The organism is Luteimonas sp. RIT-PG2_3 (genome assembly GCF_054902115.1).
Genome location: NZ_JBUBPF010000016.1, coordinates 1 through 23240, shown reverse-complemented (window position 1 = coordinate 23240; position 23240 = coordinate 1). Strand labels below are relative to the sequence as shown.

The 23240-nt window shown below is 68.5% G+C and carries 15 protein-coding genes; 7 read left to right on the top strand and 8 right to left on the bottom strand.

The features are described 5' to 3' along the window. Window positions 1-48: 48 nt before the first annotated feature. Window positions 49-1011 carry a glutathione synthase gene (gene gshB / locus ACYX7E_RS17485; protein WP_462081887.1) on the top strand — a complete coding sequence of 321 codons (963 nt, stop codon included), beginning with the start codon at window positions 49-51 and terminating at the stop codon, window positions 1009-1011. Window positions 1012-1045: 34 nt separating this feature from the next. After that, a complete protein-coding gene (locus ACYX7E_RS17480) occupies window positions 1046-1942 on the top strand; it encodes an energy transducer TonB (RefSeq protein WP_462081886.1) in 897 nt (298 codons plus the stop codon). 60 nt (window positions 1943-2002) lie between these two features. On the opposite strand, the gene lepB is transcribed toward ACYX7E_RS17480, so the two are convergent. From lepB to mrcB, 5 genes are all read right to left on the bottom strand, one after another. Then, window positions 2003-2662, bottom strand: coding sequence for a signal peptidase I (lepB, locus tag ACYX7E_RS17475; protein ID WP_462081885.1), 660 nt, complete (start codon window positions 2660-2662; stop codon window positions 2003-2005). Between the two features lie 59 nt (window positions 2663-2721). Then, complete coding sequence (gene tsaB, locus ACYX7E_RS17470) at window positions 2722-3441, bottom strand: tRNA (adenosine(37)-N6)-threonylcarbamoyltransferase complex dimerization subunit type 1 TsaB (RefSeq protein WP_462081884.1); 720 nt, start codon at window positions 3439-3441, stop codon at window positions 2722-2724. 124 nt (window positions 3442-3565) lie between these two features. Then, entirely contained in the window at window positions 3566-5644 is a 2079-nt protein-coding gene (locus ACYX7E_RS17465) for an ATP-dependent DNA helicase (protein ID WP_462081883.1), read from the bottom strand. A gap of 569 nt (window positions 5645-6213) precedes the next feature. Continuing rightward, window positions 6214-6810 (bottom strand): tetratricopeptide repeat protein, encoded by a 597-nt coding sequence (locus ACYX7E_RS17460; protein ID WP_462081882.1) that lies wholly within the window; start codon window positions 6808-6810, stop codon window positions 6214-6216. Between the two features lie 13 nt (window positions 6811-6823). Then, window positions 6824-9256 (bottom strand): penicillin-binding protein 1B, encoded by a 2433-nt coding sequence (mrcB, locus tag ACYX7E_RS17455; RefSeq protein WP_462081881.1) that lies wholly within the window; start codon window positions 9254-9256, stop codon window positions 6824-6826. Window positions 9257-9381: 125 nt separating this feature from the next. Here mrcB and ACYX7E_RS17450 point away from each other — a divergent pair, with 125 nt between their 5' ends. Beyond that, window positions 9382-11484, top strand: coding sequence for a glycosyltransferase (locus tag ACYX7E_RS17450; protein WP_462081880.1), 2103 nt, complete (start codon window positions 9382-9384; stop codon window positions 11482-11484). A 42-nt stretch (window positions 11485-11526) separates the two neighbouring features. Here ACYX7E_RS17450 and ACYX7E_RS17445 read toward each other — a convergent pair whose 3' ends face one another. Then, entirely contained in the window at window positions 11527-12942 is a 1416-nt protein-coding gene (locus tag ACYX7E_RS17445) for a hypothetical protein (RefSeq protein WP_462081879.1), read from the bottom strand. A 337-nt stretch (window positions 12943-13279) separates the two neighbouring features. After that, window positions 13280-15448 (bottom strand): RelA/SpoT family protein, encoded by a 2169-nt coding sequence (locus ACYX7E_RS17440; protein WP_462081878.1) that lies wholly within the window; start codon window positions 15446-15448, stop codon window positions 13280-13282. Between the two features lie 117 nt (window positions 15449-15565). Here ACYX7E_RS17440 and ACYX7E_RS17435 point away from each other — a divergent pair, with 117 nt between their 5' ends. After that, entirely contained in the window at window positions 15566-16111 is a 546-nt protein-coding gene (locus tag ACYX7E_RS17435; protein ID WP_462081877.1) for a hypothetical protein, read from the top strand. A 62-nt stretch (window positions 16112-16173) separates the two neighbouring features. Here the strand turns inward: ACYX7E_RS17435 and hrpA are convergent, their stop codons facing one another. Then, a complete protein-coding gene (gene hrpA, locus ACYX7E_RS17430) occupies window positions 16174-20409 on the bottom strand; it encodes an ATP-dependent RNA helicase HrpA (RefSeq protein ID WP_462081876.1) in 4236 nt (1411 codons plus the stop codon). Window positions 20410-20498: 89 nt separating this feature from the next. On the opposite strand from hrpA, the gene ACYX7E_RS17425 reads away from it, so the two are divergent. The 3 genes from ACYX7E_RS17425 to ACYX7E_RS17415 all read left to right on the top strand — a co-directional run bounded on the left by ACYX7E_RS17425 (window position 20499) and on the right by ACYX7E_RS17415 (window position 23213). Next, a complete protein-coding gene (locus tag ACYX7E_RS17425) occupies window positions 20499-21092 on the top strand; it encodes a Dps family protein (RefSeq protein ID WP_462081875.1) in 594 nt (197 codons plus the stop codon). 92 nt (window positions 21093-21184) lie between these two features. After that, entirely contained in the window at window positions 21185-22987 is a 1803-nt protein-coding gene (gene recQ, locus ACYX7E_RS17420; RefSeq protein ID WP_462081874.1) for a DNA helicase RecQ, read from the top strand. Then, window positions 22947-23213, top strand: coding sequence for an ArsR/SmtB family transcription factor (locus ACYX7E_RS17415; RefSeq protein ID WP_462081873.1), 267 nt, complete (start codon window positions 22947-22949; stop codon window positions 23211-23213). Before recQ ends, ACYX7E_RS17415 begins: the two co-directional genes overlap by 41 nt. Window positions 23214-23240 lie beyond the last annotated feature (27 nt).

Sequence of the window (23240 nt, the reverse complement as noted above, 5' to 3'; positions counted from 1 at the left end):
ATGCGGATCGACTGTTAACATCCCTGCACCTCCACGTTGGCCGCCGGCATGCCCCTTGATGTCATCGTCGTGATGGATCCCATCGGGTCCATCAAGATCGCGAAGGACTCCACGTTTGCCATGCTGCTCGAGGCCCAGCGCCGCGGCCATCGGCTGAGCTATGTGCTCCCCGGCGGCCTGTCGATGGGCAGCGACGGCGCGCGCGCGATGCTGGCACCGCTGCGCGTGACCGACGACCCCAAGGGCTGGTACGAACTGGGATCGGCATCACAGCGTGCGCTGGGCGCCGGCGACGTGGTGCTGGTCCGCACCGATCCGCCGGTGGACGCCGACTACATCCACAACACCCAGCTCCTGTCGTTCGCGCAGCGCCAGGGTGCGCAGGTGGTCAACGACCCGCAGGGCCTGCGGGACATGAACGAGAAGCTGACGGCGCTGGAATTCCCGCAATGCTGCCCGCCCACGGTGGTCAGCCGCGATGCCGCGACGCTGAAGGCCTTCGTGGCCGAGCATGGCGATGCCGTGCTCAAGCCGCTGGACGGCATGGGTGGGCGTTCGATCTTCCGCGCCAGGGCCGGCGACGCGAACGTGAACGTGATCCTGGAAACCCTGACCGACGGTGGGCGCCACCTCGCGATGGCGCAGCGTTACCTGCCCGAGATCGTCGACGGCGACAAGCGCATCCTGCTGGTCGACGGCGTGCCGGTCGACTACTGCCTGGCCCGGATCCCGCAGGGCGACGAGTTCCGCGGCAACCTGGCGGCCGGCGGTCGTGGCGAAGGCCGCCCGTTGAGCGATCGCGACCGCTGGATCGCGGCCCAGGTGGGTCCCGAGATGGTCAAGCGCGGCATGCGTTTCGTCGGCTTGGACGTCATCGGCGACTACCTGACCGAAGTCAACGTCACCAGCCCGACCTGCATCCGTGAGCTCGACGCCCAGTTCGGCCTGAACATCGCCGGCCTGCTGTTCGACGCGATCGAACGCACGCCCGAGCGCACGCCCAGTCGGTAACCGCGACGACCGGCGGCAACCCCAGGCCACGTCCATGTCCGCGCCGACCGCCCAGTCCCCGCCTCCGCCGCTTGTCGGACCCCGGATCGGCGAGCGTGAGCGCCTCAGCGCGACGATGGTGCTGTCCCTGCTGCTGCACGGTCTGCTGGTACTGGGTGTCGGCTTCGCGCTCGACGACGCCGCCCCGGTGCTGCCGACCCTGGACGTGATCCTGACCCAGACCAGCAGCCCGCTGACACCAGCGCAGGCCGATTTCCTGGCGCAGGCCAGCAACCAGGGTGGCGGCGAGCAGGACCGGACCACCCGGCCCAGGGACGCGCAGATCGGTCTGGTCGCGCAGGCCGAGGCCGGCCAGGCGCCCATGGCGGTGCGCGCGCAGTCACCGGCACCGCAGCCGGCACCGGAGGCGCGGCTGATCGCCAGCCAGCGCGGCGAGACCTCGCTGCCGGCGCCGCGGGCCGCGCCGGAGACCGATCCCGACCTGCTGGCCCAGGGCGATGAGAAAATCGAGCGCGACCTGGCGATGGCCCGACTGGCCGCCGAGATCCACCTGCGTTCCGAACGCTACGCCAAACGGCCCAAGCGCAAGTTCGTGTCCGCCAGCACGCGGGAGTACGCCTATGCCGGCTACCTGCGCAGTTGGGTCGACCGGGTCGAACGCGTCGGCAACCTGAACTACCCCGACGAGGCGCGCCGGCGCCGCCTGTCCGGCGAACTGGTCATCAGCATTGCGATCCGCCGCGACGGATCGGTCGAGCGCGCCGACGTGATCCGCTCCAGCGGCATCCGGCTGCTCGACGATGCAGCCCTGCGTATCGCCCGGCTGGCCGAGCCCTATGAGCCGCTGCCGACGGTCGAGGACAGGATCGACGTGCTGCACGTGACCCGGACCTGGCAGTTCCTGCCCGACGGCGCATTGATCGACCAGTAACAGCGCGCGATGCGGCGCCCCTGTGTGGCCCCGCATCGCGAATCGCGGCCGTGGCCGCGGCTACAGTGGTTTCCAGACCGGCCCCTGGCCGCTGCGCCAGTAGACGCCGAGCGCCCTGGCATACAGGTCGTGGCTGCGCACCAGCCCGAAATAGCGCCCATCGGCACTGCGGCCGCGGTGATCGCCGAGCACCAGCGCCATACCGCCGGGAATCACCAGCGGCGCGATGTCGGGCCCACCCCCATCGCTGAGGTCGAGCTGGATCTGCTTGCCGTCGAAGCGCTCGAGATCCTGCCCCGCCTCCAGTGCCCGGCCATCGATCCACAGGCGTCCGTCCACCAGCGCGACCCTCTGCCCGGCCACCGCCACCACGCGCTTGATCAGCCGGGTGCCGTCGTCGGGCGACTTGAACACCACGACATCTCCCGGTGCAGGTTCGGCGTGGCCGGTCAGCGCGATATCGGTGAACGGGATCCGCAGGCCGTAGGCACGCATGTCGACGACGACGCGGTCGCCGGGCTGCAGCGTCGGTTGCATGGATCCGCTGGGGACCTGGTAATGATTGGCGAACGAGCTGCGCGCCACGAACAGCAGCGCCAGCATGACCAGCAGGGGCGTCGCCTCGGCACGCAGCCAGTGCAGCACGCGTGCCCACCGGTCCGGGGCATCGGGCGCGGCTGGCGCCGGCAAGCCCGGCTCGGCAGAGGATGTCTGAGGCATCGCGGCGGAACTCCTGGTCAGGCGGACAGCCTCTTCAGACCATGCGCACGCCGCTTGGTTCAGCCGCGCGCCTTGGCCTCACGCAATGCGTGCTGCTCGACCAGGGTCAAGGCCACGTTGTCGCGCAGATAGGCCGGGGCCAACTGCTCGGCGGCCACGGCCTCGCCCCGCGCGAATGCCGCGGCAGCCAACCGGGCCACATCCGCCGCATGCGGCAGCACGGCCGCATCGACGTGCGCCCAGCGCCCCGGCAAAGCCTGCAGCAAGGCGCCCTCGGCAGCGCCGAAGCCGGTGCCCAGTCCCTGCCAGCCGGCGTCATCGTCAGGCAGCGCCACCGTCGCCGGCGCCGCCACATATTCATGCGACAGCGCCTGTACGCCATCGGCAGTGCGCAGGAAGGCGGCCGCATAGATCTCGCCCATGCGGGCATCGATCGCCGCCAGCACGCGACCCGGCGCGTCCGGCCCGGCCTGGCCCTGCATCGCGATGGCCGCAAGCGTCGACACCGGCAACACCGGCCGGTCCAGCGCCAGCGCAATGCCCTGCGCCAGCGCGATCGCCAGCCGCACGCCGGTGAACGCGCCAGGGCCACGCCCCACCGCGATCGCATCGAGCTGCGACTTGCGCAGCCCGGCCTCGGCCAGCAGCGCCTCGGCCCACGGCAGCGCCAGCTCGGCATGCCGGCGCGGGGCGATCTCGAAACGCTCCAGCAATGCGCCATCGTCCCAGACCGCAATGGAACAGGCTTCGGTGGAGGTTTCGAACGCGAGCAGTTTCATCGGCAGGGCATCGGCAAGGCACAAGGGAGTCGGCTGGCGCGCGCACTGTCGTCGCGGCTGCGGCGAAGGATACGCCGGACGCAGTGGACGGGCATGCCCTCGCGCGGCATCGGCGTGCCCGGAGTCACACCGTGTCGCTTGGATCGGGCCACCCGACATAGGCCTCGATGTCGAGGTCAGGGTCGTCGAGCCCGACGGCGGCGGGCCCTTCGCCGCTCGGAGACTCGAGAGCCGGCACCCCGAAGAACGCCTGGACATCGGCCAGCCGGCGCGTCAACGCAAATGGCGGCAACGAGTCGAGAAACACCCGCCCATAGGATTTTCCGGTCAGGCGCGGGTCGCACAGCACCAGCACGCCACGATCGGATTCGCTGCGGATCAGGCGGCCCACGCCCTGCTTGAGCGCGATTACCGCCTGCGGCAGTTGTTCGTCGCGGAAGGGATTACCGCCGGCATGGCGGATCGCATCCAGCCGCGCCTCGAACACCGGGTCATCGGGCGCGGCAAACGGCAGTTTGTCGATGACCACGACACTCAGGGCCTCGCCAGCGACATCGACGCCCTCGCGGAAACTGGCCGCGCCGAGCAGCACGCCATTGCCCGATTCACGGAATCGCTGCAGCAGCACATGCCGGGGCGCCTCGCCCTGTACGAACAGCGGCCAGGGGCACGCGCGCGGACCATCGCGCATCAGGCCCGCGGTCTCGCGCAAGGCGCGATGCGATGCAAACAGCACGAACGCGCGACCGCCCGACGCTTCCAGCACCGGCCAGACCGCGTCCAGAACGGCGTCGGGATAGTCGTAGGACGCCGGTTGCGGCATCCGCGCGGGCAGGTAGCACAGGGCCTGCCGGGGCCAGTCGAACGGACTGGGTGCCAGCAGCGTCTCCGGTGCGTCCAGGCCCAGCCGCGTGGTCAGATGGCCGAAGTTGCCATCGACAGCAAGCGTGGCCGACGTGAACACCCACGCCGCCCGCGATTGTTCGCGATGCGCGCGCAACGGCGCGGACACGTCCAGCGGCGTGCGCTGCAGCCGGAAACCGCGCGGCGACAGCTCGTACCAGCGCGCGTCGTCGTCCGGGCCATCGCCGGTGCCCAGGCTGCCCTCGAGTCCGCCCGGGCGACGCTCGACATGCCAGCGCGCCAGCCGCGACAGGAACTCCTGCGCGCGCGCATGGCAGGCGTCGAGTCCGGGCGCAGCCTCGCGCAATGGCGCCAGCCTGTCGCGCAGTCCCACCAGGCTGTCGGCCAATGCACGCATGCCCTCGCCGAAGCGCGGATCCTGCAAGGCCCTTGCCTGTGTGCCCCGGGACGGCAGGTCTTCCATGAAGGCGCGGATCGTGCGCGTCACGTGCTCGAGCTGGCGCGCAGGATCTTCGATGATCGCGACCGCGCCGTCGACCTGGCGACCTTCCAGCAGGACATCGCGCGACAACTCGACCAGCGGCCTGGCCGACAGGCTCTCGCCGAAGAACTGCGTGGCCAGCTCAGGCAACTGGTGCGCCTCGTCGACAACGAAGGCCTGCGCACCGGGCAGGATCTCGCCAAAGCCCTCCTGCTTCAGCGCGAGGTCGGCCAGCAGCAGGTGGTGGTTGACGACGACCAGGTCGGCCGTCTGCGCGCGTTGCCGCGCCTGCACGACGAAGCACTCGCCCCAGAACGGACAGTCGTTGCCCAGGCAGTTGTCGGCGGTCGACGTCACCATCGGCAACAGCGGCGAATCGTCGGCCAGGCCATCAAGTTCGGCCATGTCGCCGAACCGGGTCCGTCCCGACCACGCCACGATCCGCTGGAACTGGCTGATCTGCTCGCGCGACGAGAACCGGGGCTCACCTTTCGCACGCTCGACGCGGTACAGGCACAGATAGTTCGACCGTCCCTTCAGCAGCGCGGTGCGCAGGCCAGTGCCCAGCGCATCGCGAACGCGCGGAAGATCGCGATGATAAAGCTGGTCCTGCAGCGCGCGCGTGCCGGTGGAGACGATGGTCTTGAGGCCCGACAGCAGCGCCGGGACCAGGTAGGCGAAGGTCTTGCCGGTGCCGGTGCCGGCCTCGGCCAGCAGCACGCCGCGCTGCACGAAGGCATTGGCGATCGCCTGCGACAGCTGCTGCTGCGCGGCGCGCGGCTGGAAGGCCGGGATGTTGTCCGCAAGCAAGCCGCCCTCGGACAGTGCGCCCTGGCACTGGTCGGCCAGCAACGACATCAGCGACGCGCGCGCATGCGATGGGAGGTGGCGCAGGATGCGATCAGCATCTGGGACACTTGCCTCAGAACCTGTTCAAAGTCTTGCTGCGCTTGCCATCTGGCGCGCGTGCGGTGCTCGAAAGAACCGCCAAGAGCGGTTCTTGACATCGCGCCAGCGATGGCCCGAAGGGTGGCCACCACGGACGGTGGCCACAAACGCTCATGAGCGCGTTGATGGATAGGCACGTACACTGCGCTTTCTGCCCGCTCTCCTGGTATGCACGCCACGCGCCACCTGACTGCGGTCGCGACAGAATTTGAACAGGTTCTGGGAAAACGTCATCGGCCACAGGATGCCACAGGCCCTCGCCGTATTCCGGGACGCGGCATACGTCGATGGCGTCTGGGCCTGTCATCCATTGCCGGATGGCCCGCGCCGCTTGCGTGCGTGTTCGCGGCAAGGAAGAGCGAGGGAATGGACGTCCGTCCACGACCAAGCGATGACGCGCCAGCGGGCACGCACGCGAGCGGCCCTCCGGGTTGGTCCCTGTGAGCCAACGCAGGCTATTCGGCAATGGACGACAGGCCCTAGTAGCGCGCAGGTCCTTCGACCTTGCAGGCTTCGATCTGGGCACGCGCGGCGGCGGCGCCTTCGGCATTGCGTTCGAGCAGGCGCACCTGTTCGAGCGTGGTCCAGTGACGCCGACACAGCGGCCCCACCTGGGCGCCAAGCGCATGCGCACGTTCGGCCAGCGACGCGGCCTGGGCCGGCTGCTGCTGCAGCAATGCGATCTCGGCACGCTCCTGGAGCAGCGCCGGATCCTCGGGCGCGATCTCCAGCGCCTGGTCGAGCGCACGCGCCGCGGCGGTGACATCGCCCTGCTGCTCGGCGCGCTCGGCCTGCTCGCGCAGGTCCTCGACCATCGAATCGCGCAGCGGCCTCACCGCCAGCTCACCCTCGCCATCGCCTTCGGCGGCGCGGATCATCGCCACCATCTCCTGCGGGCTGGCCGTGGTCAGCGGCGGCGCCGTCTCGACCACCGGTGCAGGCGTCGTCGTGCAGGCCGACAAGGCCAGCAGCAGGGCCAGCACGGGCGTCGCGGGCATCGCCACGCGCGCCATCGCGGGCGTCAAGGGCATCGCGCTGGCGGCGGATGGATGGCTCGGTCGGGTGCGGATCGTCATGGTCATCGGTTCCTCAGCGCACCGGAGCCGGCGCAGGCTCGGCCGGCGGCGCAGGTTGGGGCTCGGCCGGCGGCTTACGCTCGCCGATGCCGAAGAATTCGCGCCAGCCGCCCCGCGTCTCTTCCTGCGGCGGTGCGAACGGATCGTTCGGATCGGAGGTTGCCGGCGCGTAGGCGCAGGGTTCGTAGGGCGGTGCGAACCCGGCCACGAACGCGAACCGGCGGACGCCCGGGCATTCGGCGTCGGTGCTGATCGATTGCGAGACCCACTGCCAGTCGAGTCCCTTGTCGCCGACCTCCAGCCGTGACGACGGCAGGCGGCTGAAGATGCCCGACCACACCCGCATCGCGCCGGTCGCGCCATACAGGCCGGTGGACTCGTTCTGGTCGTTGCCGACCCAGACCACCGCCAGGTGATCGCCGGTCCAGCCGGCAAACCAGCTGTCGCGACCATCGTTGCTGGTACCGGTCTTGCCGGCGGCGCTGAGCCGCCCCAGGCCGTCGTTGACCAGTTGCCGGCCGGTGCCGGAACTGACCGCATGCTGCAGCGCGATCGTCACCAGCCGCGCGGCGATGGCATCGCCATCCTGCGCGGGCGCGGGCGCGGTGTCGTAACGCTTGACCGCTTTGCCTTCGGTATCGAGCACGCCGCGCACGACATGCAGGGTCTGCACCTCGCCACCCGACGCCAGGAACTGGTACAGCTGCGCCATCGCGTACGGACTTTCGTCGGCCGACCCCAGGATCAGCGACGGATTGGCGGTGGCGCGGATACCGGCCAGCTTGCGCACCAGATCGGCCAGGCGCTCGGGGTCGACCTGCATACCGATGCGCACCGTCGACTGGTTGTAGGAATTGCCGAGCGCATCGATCAGCCGCACCGTCCCGTGGCTGCGGCCGTCGGAATTGCCCGGATTCCAGCGCCGTCCGTTGGACAGCGTCACCGAGATCGGATCGTCGCTGACCCAGCTCGCCAGCGAGTACTGGCTGGGCTGCGCCAATGCCAGCAGGTAGACGAACGGCTTCAGCAGCGAACCGACCGGACGACGGGCCTCGATCGCGCGATTGAACCCGTGCACCGCCGGTTCGCGGCTGCCGACGGCGGCGACGACTTCGCCGCTGTGGACGTCGGTGACCACCAGGCCGGTCTGCAGCGGCGGACGCTTGCCGGTCTGCAGGGATTTCAGCGTGCGCGTGACCGAGCCTTCGGCATAGCCCTGCGCCGCCGGGGACATCGCCGTCATCACGCTCAGGCCAGCGCCCTGCAACGCATCGGCGGGATAGTCGCGGGCCAGCTGCCGCCGGACGAGGTCGACATAGGCCGGGAAACGGTTGGCCGCGATGCTGCCCGGCGTGCTGGTGATGCCCAGCGGCGCCTTGATCGCACGGTCGTGCTCGGCCTGCTGGATCAGCCCGGTCTCGAGCATGTTGCCGAGCACGAAATCGCGACGCGCCTTCGCGCGCTCGGGGTGCTTGCGCGGATCGTAGTGGGACGGGCCACGGACCATGCCGACCAGCAGGGCGACGTGCTCGGTCTCCAGGTCCTCGAGCCGGCGCCCGAACCAGAATTCGGAGCCGGCGGCCACGCCATGGATCGCCTGCGCGCCGCGTTGCCCCAGGTAGACCTGGTTGAGATAGGCCTCGAGGATCGTGCCCTTCTCGTAGCGTGCCTCGATCAGCAACGCGTACAGGATCTCGTTGAACTTGCGCTTGAAGGTCTGCTCGCGGCCGATGCCGAGCAGGCCGCTGCGCGCCAGCTGCTGGGTCAACGTGCTGGCGCCCTGGCGGGTATCGCCGGACTTGAGGTTGACGAAGGCCGCACGCAGGATGCCGCTGAAATCGATGCCGATGTGATGCGCGAAATCGCGGTCCTCGACCGCCTGCAGCGTATCGGTCAGCAGGTGCGGAACCTCCTCGATCCGGACCAGCCGGCGCTCTTCCTGCTTCTGTCCATACAAGGTGGCGATGCGCGCCGCATCCAGGCGCGCCGACTTGATCGCGCGCTTGCCGGCGACATCGCGCAACCCGGTGACCTGGCCGCCGCCCAGCGACGCCTCGATCCGGCTCGGTCCGACCACGCCGTCGACGTCGCGGAAGCCGCGGCTGGCGATCGTCCACTTGCCGCCCTCGCGGTGATAGGTCCCGGGCTTGATGCCATCGCCCTCGCGATAGGCCGCCGCATCCAGCTCGGTCTTCAGCGTCTGCGCATCCATCGCCAGGCCACGCCCGAGCTCGAGCGGCCGGGCATAGACCCGGGTCGGCACCTGCCACCGCAACTCACCAAAACGCTGGCTGACCTGGTGGTTCAGGTAGATCGTGTACGGGACCAGGAAGCCGAGCCCCAACCCTACGGCCGCAAGCCCCCACGTCAACAGACGACGGCGCCATCCCGGCGACGGATCGCCGTCGTCCTCGTAGTCGTCTTCGTCGTACTCGATCTTGGCCATGGATTTCTCGGGCCTGCTCCGGCAGGCTGCGTAGGGATGCGACAATAGGTCTCGCCGAGTCTAGCGCAGCCTGTTCAGGGGGCGCTGCTCACGGGCTTTCACCAGTCAGCTGGAGTTGCGAAGCAATGTCGTTTTCGTTGTCTGATGCGCGCTATCGGCTGGATCGTGCGCTCGGGCTGTTGCGGCGCGGAATGACCAGCCTGCGGACTCGTGGATGGCGCGCGACCTGGCAACGCGTCTCGGGACAACTGGGCATTCCCGTCGCGACGCGGATCGAGCTGTTGCAGGCCGACACGCGCCCGTTCGCACCCTTCGGTATCGCGACAAGCCCGGATCCACTTGCGAGCATCATCATTCCGGTCTATGGCCACTTCGACCACACGCTCGCCTGCCTGCGGGCGATCGCTGCACATCCGCCCAGCGTCGCGTTCGAGATCATCGTCGTCGACGATGCATCCGCTGACGGCAGCCTCGAAACACTGCGGATGATCGACGGCTTGCGTCTGTTGGAGCGTCCAAGCAATGGCGGCTTCATCGCCACCTGCAACGACGGAGCGCTCGTCGCCAGGGGCGATTATCTGGTCTTTCTCAACAATGACACCGTGCCGCAACCAGATTGGCTCGATGCCTTGCTGCGCACGTTCTCAGACCACGCAGGCGCCGGGCTGGCAGGATCGCAATTGCTGTACCCCGATGGGAGACTGCAGGAAGCCGGTGGTGTTGTCTTCAACGACGGGAGTTGCTGGAACTACGGACGCTTCGAATCGCCTGACGATCCACGATACACCTACGTCCGCGATGCCGACTACATCAGCGGCGCCGCCATCGCATTGCCCCGCGGACTGTTCCATGAGCTTGGGGGATTCGACACACGCTATGCCCCGGCATATTACGAGGACACCGATCTTGCGTTCGCCGTCCGCGCATCCGGCAAGCGAGTCGTCTATCAGCCAGCTTCGCGCGTCGTACACGACGAGGGCACGACAGCCGGCACGAGCACCGCAAGCGGCCCTAAGTCGGGGCAGGTCCGTAACCAGCTGATATTCGCAGCCCATCGCGCGCAAGCACTCGCGCAGCAACCTCCCGCTGGCAGTGTCCCCTCGCCGGCATTGCTCCACGCCGGCCAACGCCAGATTCTGGTGGTGGACTCGTACGTACCAACGCCGGATCGTGATTCCGCGTCGTTGCGGCTGGTGAACCTGATGAGGATGCTGCGGGACGAAGGTGCACACGTCGTGTTCCTGCCTGCAAACCCGGCCTCCGCGGGCGTCGACACGTCGCGGCTGCAGGCCATGGGGATCGAAACATGGCATGCGCCTCATGCCAACCATATTCCGGCATGGTTGCGCGACAACGGCGCGCGCTTCAGCGCGGTGATGGTCAGCCGCCACTACGTCGCCCGCGAACTTCTGCCGCAATTGCGGCGGCATGCGCTACAGGCATGCATCGTGTTCGACAGCGTCGACCTTCATTACCTGCGCGAAATGCGCGCCGCGACCCTGGCCAACGACCCTTCCCGCGTTCGCGAATCGAACAGGACACGCACGCTGGAACTGGACGTGGTCGCGCGTAGCGACATCACGCTGGTGGTCAGCGCGCATGAGCGCGAACTGCTGATCCAGGATGCCCCGGGCGCCAAGGTGGCCGTGTTGTCGAATCTGCACGCAGTCGCCGGCGTTGGCTGGGCATTCGAACAACGCGAGGACCTGGTGTTCGTTGGGGGGTTCCGGCACCCCCCCAACGTCGATGCCATGCTGTGGTTCGTCAATGACGTTTTTCCGCTGATCCGACAACGTGCACCCGACATGCAGTTCCACTGCATCGGCGGCGATGCTCCGGCGGATATCCGGGCGTTGTCTCAACATGCCGGCGTCGTCATCCACGGCCACGTGCCGGACATCACGCCGTACATGGATCGCTGCAGGGTGGCGGTGGCTCCCTTGCGCTTTGGTGCCGGCGTCAAAGGCAAGATCAATCTCAGCATGGCGCATGGTCAACCGGTCGTCGCCACCAGCGCGGCTGCCGAAGGCATGCATCTGTGCGATGGCCATGACATTCTGGTCGCGGACACTCCACAGGCATTCGCAGACCACGTACTGAACCTCTACAACGATCGCGAGATGTGGATGCGTCTCAGCAAGCACGGCCATGACAACATCTCACGTCATTTCTCCGCCGATGCTGCGCGCGGCACGGTGCGAGAGGTGTTCTTCGATCAGCAAGCCTGAGCCGTTCCGGCAGAAGAACCGTTGACACCATGATTCACTGACTCATCGATCGGCCGCCAGCAGGCGTTGCGCGAACGAGTCGATCCCCGGCGCCGCAGGATCCATGTCGCGGGCCGAGCGCAGCGCGGCCGTGGCGCCGGGCAGATCGCCGCCGCCGAGCCGCTCATCGCCGATGTCAAGCCAGCGTTGCGCCAGTTGGCGACGGCCGCTGGACACGTCGGCAATGCCTTCACCCAGCGCACTGCGGGCATCCAGGCAATCGCGTGCGCGCGCAAGGTTGTTGGCGGCCATGCCGGCCTCGAAACACTGCCGTGCAGCGGGCAGCAGCCGCGACACCGCGCGCAGCACCTCGGGATCGCGCGGCGACAACGCCAGCGCAGCACGCAAGTTGTCGTAGGCACTGTCGCCGGGGGGGGTCAACAGTTGTCCCCGCTGCTCGGCGGTGCGGGCCTTCTGCAGCAGATCGGCGACCCGCCGCTTGCGCTCGGCAAGCGGCATGCGCGGCGCCAGTTGCGCCTGCGTGCGCCGCGCGCGTTCCAGATGCATCGCGGCATCGCGGACCGCCGGGCTGTCCGGCGCCAGTGCCGTGGCCATGCGCAAGGCCTGTTCGGCATCGGCAAACTGGAAATCGCCGGCCAGGCGCTGGGCGCGCGCGGCGTGCGCCAACGCAGCCTGCTGCAGGCCGCGCAGTGCATCGGCATCGCTGTCGTCCAGCGCCAGCAACGCGCGCCAGCCGGTGACGGCCCGGTCGATCCTGCCCTGCGCGAGGTCGCCGGCCGCACGTCGGCGCAGCGCGTCGCGCTCCTCGGTAAATCGGGCCTCGGTATCGGGCAGGTCGACGTGGCCCGCATCAAAATCGCGCGCCACCGCGATCAGCTGCGCGGCCTCCTCGAGACGGCCCGCCCGCATGTGGTCGCGGGCCTGCTCCAGCATGGCGCTCAGCGCATCCTCGCGTCCGCGCAGGGCCTCGGCCCGATCGGGCTGCAGCGTCAGGATGCGCTGGTACAGCGGCAACGCATCGACCATGCCCGATGGCGCGCCCGGGACAGACAGATACCTGCCGTCGAGCCTGGCCTGCTCGGCCTGCGCGACCAGAGCATCGATGCCGGCATGCGCCGATTCGCGGCTGCGCAGGCGCTCGGCGACCACATCGGCCTGGGCACGCGGCACCTGCAGTTGTTGCGCCAGTTGCAGATGCTGCCGCGCCTGCTCGAAGCGGTTGCCGGCGGCATCGCTGTCGGCCTGCCGGAGCGCGGCCTGCGCGACCTTGGCCAGGCCCGAGCTCGGCTCGGAAAAATCGGGATCGATCGCCTGCGCCGCCTCGTAGAGCTGGCGCGCACCAGTGCCGTCACTCGCACTGAGATGCCCGCGCGCCAACGCGGCGTCGGCCTGCTGCATCAGTGCCTGCGCGCGGTTCTGCGGCCACAGCGTGTCGCCGAGCGGCTGTCGCAGCAGCATGCCGGCCACCAGCACGATGCCGACGCCCAGCAGCCACCATCGTCCCGCGCGGCCACCGGCGTCTGTCGTCGTCGTCGACGGACGGCGACGCAGCGGCGATGTGTCGGGGACGGAAGCCGGGGAACCAGGACTGCTGCCAAAGACGGGTTCGCGCCGCCCGGAAGGATCGATACCGGCCCCCGTCGCAGGCGACGATGGTGGCGCTGACGCTGACAGTGGCGGGTCGCGGTCACGGCTCACCGGCGCAGCATAACGTTATTGCATGAACCAGACCGTGACATGTCCGGCACCGCGATCGCGGCACCGGGGTGCCCCGAGGGCCTGGGCTGCAGCCTCCTCAACTGCGTCGCGTGCGCTCCACGCCGGGCAGGCTGTCGATCTTGCCGAGCAGGCGCGCCAGTTGCTCGTAGTCGCCGATCCGCAGCCGGGCGCGGATCCGCATCTGCGAATGCCGTCCGGGCTCGCTGCGCATCGTCAGCACGTGGGCGTCCTCCTGCGCGAACAGGTTGGTCAGGTCCTTCAGCAGGTGGCGCCGGTCGATCGCGTCGATGACGACGTCGGCCTCATGCCCGCCGCCACTGACGCGTCCCCAGTCCACCGGCAGGACGCGCTGCGGCTGCGCCATCGACAGGCGCAGGAAGGCCGCGCAATCGTGGCGATGCACGGTGACGCCGCGCGAGCGCGTCAGGTAGCCGACGATCGCTTCGCCGGGCAGGGGTTGGCAGCAACGCGCGATCTGCACCAGCAGGTTGCCGACACCTTCCACCGTGAACGCGGACTTCGCGGGCTTGGGGACGCGCCTGGGCTGGCGCGGCGCCAGCTCGGAATCGTCGACCTCGCTCCCCGTCGATGCCGCCCGTTCGCTATCCAGCAAGGCGCGCGCCACCTGGTGCGGACCGACGTCGCCCAGGGCGACCAGCACCTGCAGATCATCGACACTGGCGACATTGAAACGCGTCAGCACCGGCTGCAGGTCCGCGTGCAACAGGCCCAGCCGGCGCAATTCCTTGTCCAGCAGTTCTCGCCCGGCCTGCAGGTTGCGCTCGCGGTCGAGCTTGTGGAACCAGGTCCGCACTTTCTCGCGCGAGCGTGCGCTGGCCAGGAAGCCGTTCGCGGCCACCAGCCAGTCGCGCCGCGGTTCCGCGGTCTTGCCGGTCAGGATCTCGACGCGGTCGCCGCTGCGCAGCACGTGATCGAGCGGCACGATACGGCCATCGACCTTCGCGCCGCGGCAGCGATGCCCGACCATCGTGTGCACGTGATATGCGAAATCGAGCGGCGTCGCGCCGTGCGGCAGGTCGATGACCTCGCCCTTGGGCGTCAGCACATAGACCCGATCCTCGATCAGCTCGGTGCCCAGCCCGCTCGCCAGCCCGGCGTCGTCGCCATCGGCATGGCTTTCGAGCAGGCGGCGCATCCACTCGATGCGCCGATCCATCGCGGCATTGCTGGCGCTGGAGCGCTGCGAACCACCGCTTTCCTTGTAGCGCCAGTGGGCCGCGACGCCCAGCTCGGCCTGCGCGTGCATCTCGCGGGTCCGGATCTGCACTTCCAGCGTCTTGCCTTCCGGCCCGACCACGGCGGTATGCAGGGAGCGGTAGTCGTTGTTCTTGGGCCGCGCGATGTAGTCGTCGAACTCGCCGGGCACCGGTGCCCACAAGGCATGTACCACGCCCAGCGCGGCATAGCAGGCGGGAATGTCGTCGACCAGCACGCGCACCGCGCGCAGGTCGTACAGGCCGTCGATCGACACATCCTTCTTCTGCATCTTCTTCCAGATGCTGTAGATGTGCTTCGGCCGCCCGGCGATGTCGCCGACGATGCCCTGTTCCTGCAACGCCTGGCCCAGCATGCGCGTGACTTGAGCGATGAAGGCCTCGCGACCGGTGCGCTTGTCGTCGAGCAGGCTGGCGATGCGGCGGTAGGTCTCGGGATCCAGATAACGGAAGGCGAGGTCTTCCAACTCCCATTTCAGCTGCCAGATGCCCAGCCGGTTGGCCAGCGGCGCATGGATGTCGCGGGTCAGTTGCGCCAGCGCCCGGCGCTCGTCGTCGGTCCAGGCATTCGCGGCGCGCATGCGCGCCAGTTGCCGGGCCAGCAGGATCGGCACAACGCGCAGGTCGCGCACGATCGCCAGCAGCAGGCGACGCAGGCCTTCCGGATTGCCCTGGCGGGGATGCTCGGCATGCAGGGCCCAGACCTGGGTCGCGGCACGTTGCCCCTCCAGCAGGGCCAGGACCGAGGCGTGCTGCGGTGGCAGCGTGGCCTCGACCAGACTGGTCCAGGCCGGGATCGCATCGAGGATCGCGGCGCAGACACTGTCGCCGTCCGCGCCCAGCAGGGCCAGCGCGTCCAGCGTGTCGCGCAGTACCGGGAGCGGCTCGGTCGCGACCGCCTCGACGCCTGCGCGCGCGGCCGCCTGCTGCAGGCAGGCGCGCAGCTCCGGGCCGACGACAGCCGCGGCGGGCAGCGACAGAAGGGTCTCGATGTCGGGAACGGCGGACACGGTTGCGCTTGCGGAATGGACGTGGGATGCGGGCTGGGGGAGTCGTGCAGCGTCGGGGCTTGCGATGTGCAAACCGACAGCGTCTACACTAGCCCGGTCTGGCCCCGAGGAACACCCATGGCTCTTCCGACACCCGTACTGCGTTGCCTTGCGATCCTTGCACTGCTGGCCGGACTGGCGCCCGCCTTAGCGCAGCAGCCCGTCCCGGAGCCGACCCGGCTCAAGCAGCAGATGAGCGCCGACGACTTCAAGGCCGCCGGCCTCGACAAACTCAGCGGCGCGGAACTGGCCCGCCTCGAAGCCTGGTTGAACCGCGAAGTCAGCGCGCAGGCTGCGGTCGCGGTTGAGCAGGCCGTTGCGCAGGTCAAGGACGCTGCGCGCGAGGAAGGCCGGCAGGAAGTGATCGTGAAGAATCGCGGATTCTTCCACTTCGGCTCAGACGAGCCGATCGAAAGCAGGATCTCCGGCGAGTTCAACGGCTTCGGCAAGGGCCGCAGGTACACGCTCGACAACGGGCAGGTCTGGGAACAGACCGACAGCGCGGCGTTGCCCGGCGTGCGCAGGAGCAACCCCGGCGTGCGCATCCGTCCCGGCGTGCTCGGTGCGTGGTGGCTGAAGATCGACGGTTACAACACGCAGGCCAAGGTCCAGCGCGTCGAGTAGCGCCGACGGCGATCACGCTTCGCCGCGATCGACCCGGCGCCGCCTCACGCGCCAGCGCACGCTCAAGCCGACAGTGCGGCCAGCCGGGTCGCGAGTTTCTTGGCCGACACGCCACCGCGGGCGCCCAGCTCCTGTGCGAACAGCGACACCCGCAGTTCCTCGAGGTCCCAGCGCAGCGACTGCCAGCGCGGATCGTCGATGGCGCCCTCGATCGCCGCCTGCTGGATCGCATCGGCGAATGGCTTGATCTCAAGCATGCGCTGCTGGTCGCGGGTCGGATCGCGCAGGGCGCGTTCGCCGCGCAGCAGCAACGCTTTCAGGTAGCGCGGATAGGATTCCAGTGCAGCCCCCGGTGTGTCGCACAGGAACCCCGGCCCGACCAGTCCATGCAACTGCGCGCGCATGTCGTCGAGATTCGCGCGCGCCCAGCCGATCAACTTGCCTTCCAGGATCGCGCGGATATCGGCCACCGTCGACAGCACCGTTTCGGCCAGGCGCAGCCGCGCCATCGCTTCGCCGAACAACTGCCGGCCGATCTCGTCCCTGCGCTGCGCGAAGGCCTGCGCCGAACGGATATCGTCCCCACCCTGCGTCAGCAGCGACGCCAGCGCGCCATCGACGAGATCCTCGCGCAGGCGATCGCCGTCCTTGCCCGGGCGGGGCGCCGCGGATTCGATCGCGGCGTACAGCAGGGCGAGCTTCGGCTGCACCGGCAACTGCTTGCGTGCATGGCGGATCCTGTCCTGCAACGCGATCAGCAACAGGCGGCGCACGCCCTGCGGATGCATCCGCCGCGCCGCCGCACGTTCGGCATGGACCACCAGCGACACGCTGTCGCCAGCGTCCTGCAGCGCGGGCCATGCGGGGATGCCGCCAACCCCGGCGACCGATTCCGGAATCGGCGTATCCGGGAACTCGCGCAGCCCCTGCCTGGCCATGCCCTGTGCCGCACGCAGCGCGAATGCTTCGGCAGCCTGGGCGCCATGCTGCAGGCGGAGCACATCAAGATCGCGCGACTCGGCCAGCACCTGTCGCCCCTCGCTGGCGAGCAGCCGCAGGTTGACGCGCAGATGCGGCTCGAGGGCGCCTTCGTCGAAATCGCTGGCGGAGATGTCGACACCCGACATCCGTTTGAGGAAGCGCGCCAGTGTTCCGACGATCGTGTCGGGCTCGCTCACGTCATGCGCTTCGGCAAACAGGCGTCCGAAATCCGGCGCCGGCACGAAGTTCCGGCGCAATGCCTTGGGCAGGGTCTTGATCAGCGCCGTGGACTTGTCGGAGACAAGCCCCGGCGCCAGCCACGACAGACGCGTGGGATCCAGCGCATTGAGCAAATACAACGGGACCACAACGGTCATGCCGTCGTCGACGGCGCCAGGCTCGAACCGGTACTGGACCGCAAGCCGCGCATCGGCGAGGGCCAGGAATTCCGGGAAGCGATCGGCATCCGCACCCGTGCCGACCAGCAGATCCTCGCGCGACCATTCCAATGCCTGCTGCTGCACGGCGGGAAGCTTGCCGAACCAGGCATCGAGCGAGCGCGCGTCGACGATGTCCGCCGGCACGCGGTCGCGATACCACTGCAGCATCCACTCTTCATCGACGACCAGGCCCGCTTTTCGCTGCTTGGCCTCTTCATCGAGGGCCTTCGCCAGCGTCTTCTGGTTGCTGGCCAGGAAGCGGCTGCGACTGTTGATCTCGCCGGCCACCAGGCCATCGCGCAGGAACAGCTCGCGCGCTTCCTGCGTATACAGGCGTCCGTAATCGATCGGGCGCTTCGGCGCCAGCACCAGTCCGAACAGGCTGATTTGCTCGCTGCCAACCACACGCCCCTGCCCGCGCGACCACCGCGGGTCGTGGTGACGACGCGCCAGCAGATGCGGCAGCTCGTCGATGACCCATTCCGGTTCGATCACGGCATTGGTCAACGCCCAGACCTTCTCGGTATCGAGCAACGTCGCCGACAGCAGCCACGGAGGCGGCTTCTTCGCCAGCGACGATCCGGGGAACAACTGGAACTTGCGACCGCGCGGGCCATCGAACAGGCCGCGGTCCTGCCGCAATCCGATCTGCGTCGGCAGGCCCGCGATCAGGGCGCGATGCAGGCGCGCATAGGCCTGCGACCGGCCGGTATCCGCGCCCTTTGCAAAGGCCGGCGCGGACGTCTGCTCGGTGGTCGACGCCTGCGCCTTCAGCGTCGTGTCGGCAGCGGCATCCGCTCGCGCGCCCCCGCGGCGTCGACGGCGGGATCGACCGGCGTCGGCCGGCGCCTCGGCAGCGCCCTTGCCAGTGGGCGGATCGGCCGCCAAGGGGTCCTCATCCGCTGCGCCCGACAATGACGACGGTGTGGAAGCCGTCTTCCACCCCAGCTCCTCGCATTGCAGCTTCAACTGGCGATGTAGCTCCCGCCATTCGCGCATGCGCAGGAAACCAAGGAAATGACGCTCGCACCACTTCCGCAACTGCGACTGCGTGCCGTCCTCATGGGTCTGCCGATAGGCCTCCCACAGTTTCAGGATCGCCACGAACTCCGAGCGCGGGTCGGCGAACAGCGCGTGCGCGGCATCGGCGGCCCCACGCTGGTCGGACGGACGCTCGCGCGGGTCCTGGATGCCCAGGAACGACGCAATCACCAGCATCTCGTGCAGCACGCCGTGGTGCTGAGCGGCCACCAGCATCCTCGCCAGCTTCACGTCGACCGGCAGTTTCGCCATCGTCCGGCCGATCGCGGTGAGCTGGCGCCGGTCGTCGACCGCACCCAGCTCCGACAACTGCTGCCAGCCATCGGCAACCGCACGCGGGTCGGGCATCTCGATGAAGGGGAAGTCCTCGATCAGGCGACTCGTCGATACGGCCTCGACGTCCTTCGCCTTTCGCCCTGCGCCGGCCCGAGACCCGCTATCGCCCAGTCCCAGCGACAGCATCCGCAGGATCACGCCGGACAAGGCCGCGCGCCGGATTTCCGGATCGGTATAGACGCTGCGCGACAGGAAATCGGCTTCCGAGTAGATGCGATAGCAGATGCCCGGCGCGATGCGGCCGCAGCGGCCCTTGCGCTGCTCGGCGCTGGCCTGCGAGACCGGCTCGATATGCAGGCGATCGAGCTTCTGCCGCGGACTATAGCGCTTGACGCGCGCCAGCCCGGGATCGATCACGTAGTGGATGCGCGGCACCGTCAGCGAGGTCTCGGCGACGTTGGTGGCCAGCACGATCCGCCGTTGCGGCCCGGGGTTGAATACGCGGTCCTGGTCGCGTACCGACAGGCGCGCATACAGCGGCAGCACCTCGGTGTGACGGTACTTGCGCCGTTCCAGCGCCTGGTGCACGTCGCGGATCTCGCGTTCGCCGGGCAGGAAGATCAGCGCATCGCCGGTGCCGCCGCCACGGCCGGCGAAAATCTCGTCGCAGGCGCCGACGATGCCGTCGGTGATCGTGCGGTCGCCATCGTCATCGCCCTCGCCTTCCAGCGGCCGGTAGCGCACCTCGACCGGGTAGCCGCGGCCCTCGACGCTGACCACCGGGGCGTTGTCGAAATGCTCGGAAAAGCGCGACGTATCGATGGTCGCCGACGTCACGATCAGCTTGAGGTCGGGACGCCGCCGCAACAGCTGCTTCAGATAGCCGAGCAGGAAGTCGATGTTGAGGCTGCGCTCGTGCGCCTCGTCGATGATGATCGTGTCGTAGGCCGACAGCCAGCGATCGGAGGTCATCTCCGCCAGCAGGATGCCGTCGGTCATGAACTTGATCGCGGTCTCGTCGCTGACGTTGTCGTTGAAGCGCACCTGGAAGCCGACGACCCCGCCGAGTTGCACCCGCAGCTCGTCCGCGACCCGGCGCGCAACCGCCCGCGCCGCGATCCGCCGAGGCTGGGTACAACCAATCATGCCGGCCGCGCCGCGCCCAGCGGCCAGGCAAAGCTTCGGCAACTGGGTGGTCTTGCCCGATCCGGTCTCGCCAGCGATGACCACGACCTGGTGCCGCCGGATCAGCTCGACGATGCGGTCGGCTTCGGCGGCAATCGGCAGGTCGGGCTGCACGCGGGGTTCGGGCAGGCGTGCCGCGCGCGTGCGACGGGTCGTCACCGACGCCTGCAGCGCCGTCGCGAACGCGTCGGCGGCATGCGGATCCGTCGGCTGCGCGTTCCACCGCGACCATAGCCCCTGCAGGCGTCCGCGGTCGCGCGTCAGCGCGCCGTCGATCCCCTGCCGGGCCAGTCGCGGGTCGCGTGACGGGGTATCGACGGAAGCGGGCGTCGGCGCGGGAGCGGTTCGGGAGGCGTCGGGCGTGGAGTCGGTCATCGGGGTACTTGCAATCGCATCACAGGATCACATATCTGCAACGCTTGAGTGCCTATTGTCCCAAAGTCCCAGTCCTTCGGAGTGAACCCATGGCCAAGTCGAAACCCGGAACCAGCAAGTCCAAACCCAGCACCGAGAAGAAGTCCGCCCCCGCCAGTGCTGCCGCCCCCGCACCGGCCGCATCGCCGGGCCCCTCCGACAGCGGCCCGAAGATCGACATCGGGATCTCCGACAAGGAACGCCAGAAGATCGCCAAGGAGCTGTCGCGGTTCCTCGCCGACGCCTACACGCTGTACCTGAAGACCCACAATTTCCACTGGAACGTCACCGGGCCGATGTTCAATTCGTTGCACGTGATGTTCGAGGCCCAGTACACCGAGCAATGGGCAGCACTGGACGAGATCGCCGAGCGCATCCGCGCCCTCGGCTTCAATGCCCCGGGCTCCTACGCCGAATTCGCCAAACTGACCACGATCAAGGAAGAGCCCGGCGCGACCCGCTCCCAGGACTGGCGCGAACTGGTCCGCCAACTGGTCGAAGGCAACGAGGCTGTCTGCCGCACCGCCCGCGACGTTCTGGAGACCGCGGACGACGCCGACGATGCGCCGACCGAGGACTTGGCCACGCAGCGCCTGCAGATCCACGAAAAGTACGCCTGGATGCTGCGTTCGCTGCTGCAGTGACCGCCATCGGCTGATCCCCGCAACGCCCGGCCCCGCGCCGGGCGTTGTCGTTTCGACAGCGGCCCTACGTTCGGCCGCGGTATCCTGTCACCATGTCTAACTCCCCACGGGACGTGCTTCAGCGCGTCTTCGGCCATGCCGCCTTCCGCGGCGAACAGGCCGCCATCGTCGAACACGTCGCCGCAGGCCAGGACGCCTTGGTGCTGATGCCCACCGGTGGCGGCAAGTCGCTGTGCTACCAGGTTCCGGCCCTGCTGCGCGACGGCGTCGCGATCGTCATCTCGCCGCTGATCGCCCTGATGCAGGACCAGGTCGATGCCCTGCTCCAGCTCGGCGTGCGCGCGGCCTGCCTGAACTCTTCGCTGGATGCCGCCACGGCGCAGGAGGTCGAGCGCCAGTTGCGCGACGGCGAGCTCGACCTGCTGTACGTCGCCCCGGAACGGCTGCTGACGGGTCGCTTCCTGTCGCTGCTCGATCGCAGCCGGCTGGCGCTGTTCGCGATCGACGAGGCGCATTGCGTCTCGCAGTGGGGCCACGATTTCCGTCCCGAATACCGCGAACTGACGATCCTCCACGAACGCTGGCCGGACGTCCCGCGGATCGCGCTGACCGCCACCGCCGATCCACCGACGCAGCGCGAGATCGCCGAACGCCTGCAACTGCAGGATGCGCGGCGCTTCGTCAGTTCGTTCGACCGCCCCAACATCCGCTACACCGTGGTGCAGAAGGACAATGCCAAGCGGCAGTTGCTCGAGTTCCTGCAGGCCCACCGCGGCGATGCCGGTATCGTCTATTGCCTGTCGCGGCGCAAGGTCGACGAGACCGCCGAGTATCTGAAATCCCAGGGCATCGACGCCATTCCGTATCACGCCGGCATGGAAACCGAAGCGCGCATCCGCAACCAGCGCCGGTTCCTGCGCGAGGAAGGCGTCGTCGTGGTCGCGACGATCGCCTTCGGCATGGGCATCGACAAACCCGACGTGCGTTTCGTGGCGCATATCGACCTGCCCAAGTCGATCGAAGGCTACTACCAGGAAACCGGACGTGGCGGGCGCGACGGCGAGCCGGCGAACGCCTGGATGTGCTACGGCCTCGGCGACCTGGTGCTGCTGCGCCAGATGATCGCGCAATCCGAATCCGGTGAGGAACGCAAACGCCTCGAACACCGCAAGCTCGACGCGCTGGTCGGATACTGCGAGTCGATGCGCTGCCGGCGCCAGGTGTTGCTGGCCAACTTCGGCGAAAGCTATACCGAAGCCTGCCGCAACTGCGACAACTGCCTGCAACCTCCCGAAGCCTGGGATGCGACCATCGCAGCCCAGAAGGCACTGAGCTGCGTCTATCGCAGCGGACAGCGCTTTGGCGCCGCCCACCTGATCGATGTGCTGCGCGGCAGCGAGAGCGAACGTGTCCGCCAGTTCGGCCACGACCGGCTGAGCACCTACGGCGTCGGCACCGACATCGATGCCAACACCTGGAAGGGCGTGTTCCGGCAACTGGTCGCGCATGGCCTGCTGGAGATCGATGCCGAGGGACATGGCGCCCTGCGCCTGACCGAAGCCAGCCGCGGCGTCCTCAAGGATGCGCAGACAGTGATGCTGCGCAAGGTCGCGCCGAAATCGGAACGCTCGCGCGGGGAACGCAGTGCCCAGGTCGCGACCTCGGTCCCGCAGGAAGACCTGGGCTTGTTCCAGGCGCTGCGCGGCCTGCGCGCACGCCTTGCGAAGGAGCAGAACGTCCCCGCCTACGTGATCTTCCATGACTCGACGCTGCGCGATATCGCGATGCAGCGGCCCACCACCAGTGGTGAACTGGGCCGCGTCGGTGGCGTCGGCAGCGGCAAGCTGGAGCGCTATGGCGAGCTTGTACTCGAGACGATCCGCGAACAGGGCTGATCCGCGCGGCGGTCTGGCGCGTGTCGATGCCGCGTCCTGCGGCGAACTGGATGGCGGGCGGCCAAAGTCGACCGTCTCCCATCACTTCAAGGTCCTGCGTGAGTCCGGCCTGGTCCATACGGAAAATACCGGCACCCTGCACATAAACACCTTGCGTCGCACCGACATTGAAAGTCGTTTCCCTGGATTGTTGAGCGCGATACTGGCGCAGCCGGCGTCCTGTTAATCGAGCTGTTAACCAGCCTGTTAATCC

Coding starts and splice junctions, on each gene's coding strand:
- gshB (WP_462081887.1), top strand. CDS start 49: ATGCCCCTTGATGTCATCGTCGTGATGGATCCCATCGGGTCCATCAAG.
- ACYX7E_RS17480 (WP_462081886.1), top strand. CDS start 1,046: ATGTCCGCGCCGACCGCCCAGTCCCCGCCTCCGCCGCTTGTCGGACCC.
- lepB (WP_462081885.1), bottom strand. CDS start 2,662: ATGCCTCAGACATCCTCTGCCGAGCCGGGCTTGCCGGCGCCAGCCGCG.
- tsaB (WP_462081884.1), bottom strand. CDS start 3,441: ATGAAACTGCTCGCGTTCGAAACCTCCACCGAAGCCTGTTCCATTGCG.
- ACYX7E_RS17465 (WP_462081883.1), bottom strand. CDS start 5,644: ATGTCGTTGCTGGCCGACCAGTGCCAGGGCGCACTGTCCGAGGGCGGC.
- ACYX7E_RS17460 (WP_462081882.1), bottom strand. CDS start 6,810: ATGACGATCCGCACCCGACCGAGCCATCCATCCGCCGCCAGCGCGATG.
- mrcB (WP_462081881.1), bottom strand. CDS start 9,256: ATGGCCAAGATCGAGTACGACGAAGACGACTACGAGGACGACGGCGAT.
- ACYX7E_RS17450 (WP_462081880.1), top strand. CDS start 9,382: ATGTCGTTTTCGTTGTCTGATGCGCGCTATCGGCTGGATCGTGCGCTC.
- ACYX7E_RS17445 (WP_462081879.1), bottom strand. CDS start 12,942: ATGCTGCTGCGACAGCCGCTCGGCGACACGCTGTGGCCGCAGAACCGC.
- ACYX7E_RS17435 (WP_462081877.1), top strand. CDS start 15,566: ATGGCTCTTCCGACACCCGTACTGCGTTGCCTTGCGATCCTTGCACTG.
- hrpA (WP_462081876.1), bottom strand. CDS start 20,409: ATGACCGACTCCACGCCCGACGCCTCCCGAACCGCTCCCGCGCCGACG.
- ACYX7E_RS17425 (WP_462081875.1), top strand. CDS start 20,499: ATGGCCAAGTCGAAACCCGGAACCAGCAAGTCCAAACCCAGCACCGAG.
- recQ (WP_462081874.1), top strand. CDS start 21,185: ATGTCTAACTCCCCACGGGACGTGCTTCAGCGCGTCTTCGGCCATGCC.
- ACYX7E_RS17415 (WP_462081873.1), top strand. CDS start 22,947: ATGGCGAGCTTGTACTCGAGACGATCCGCGAACAGGGCTGATCCGCGC.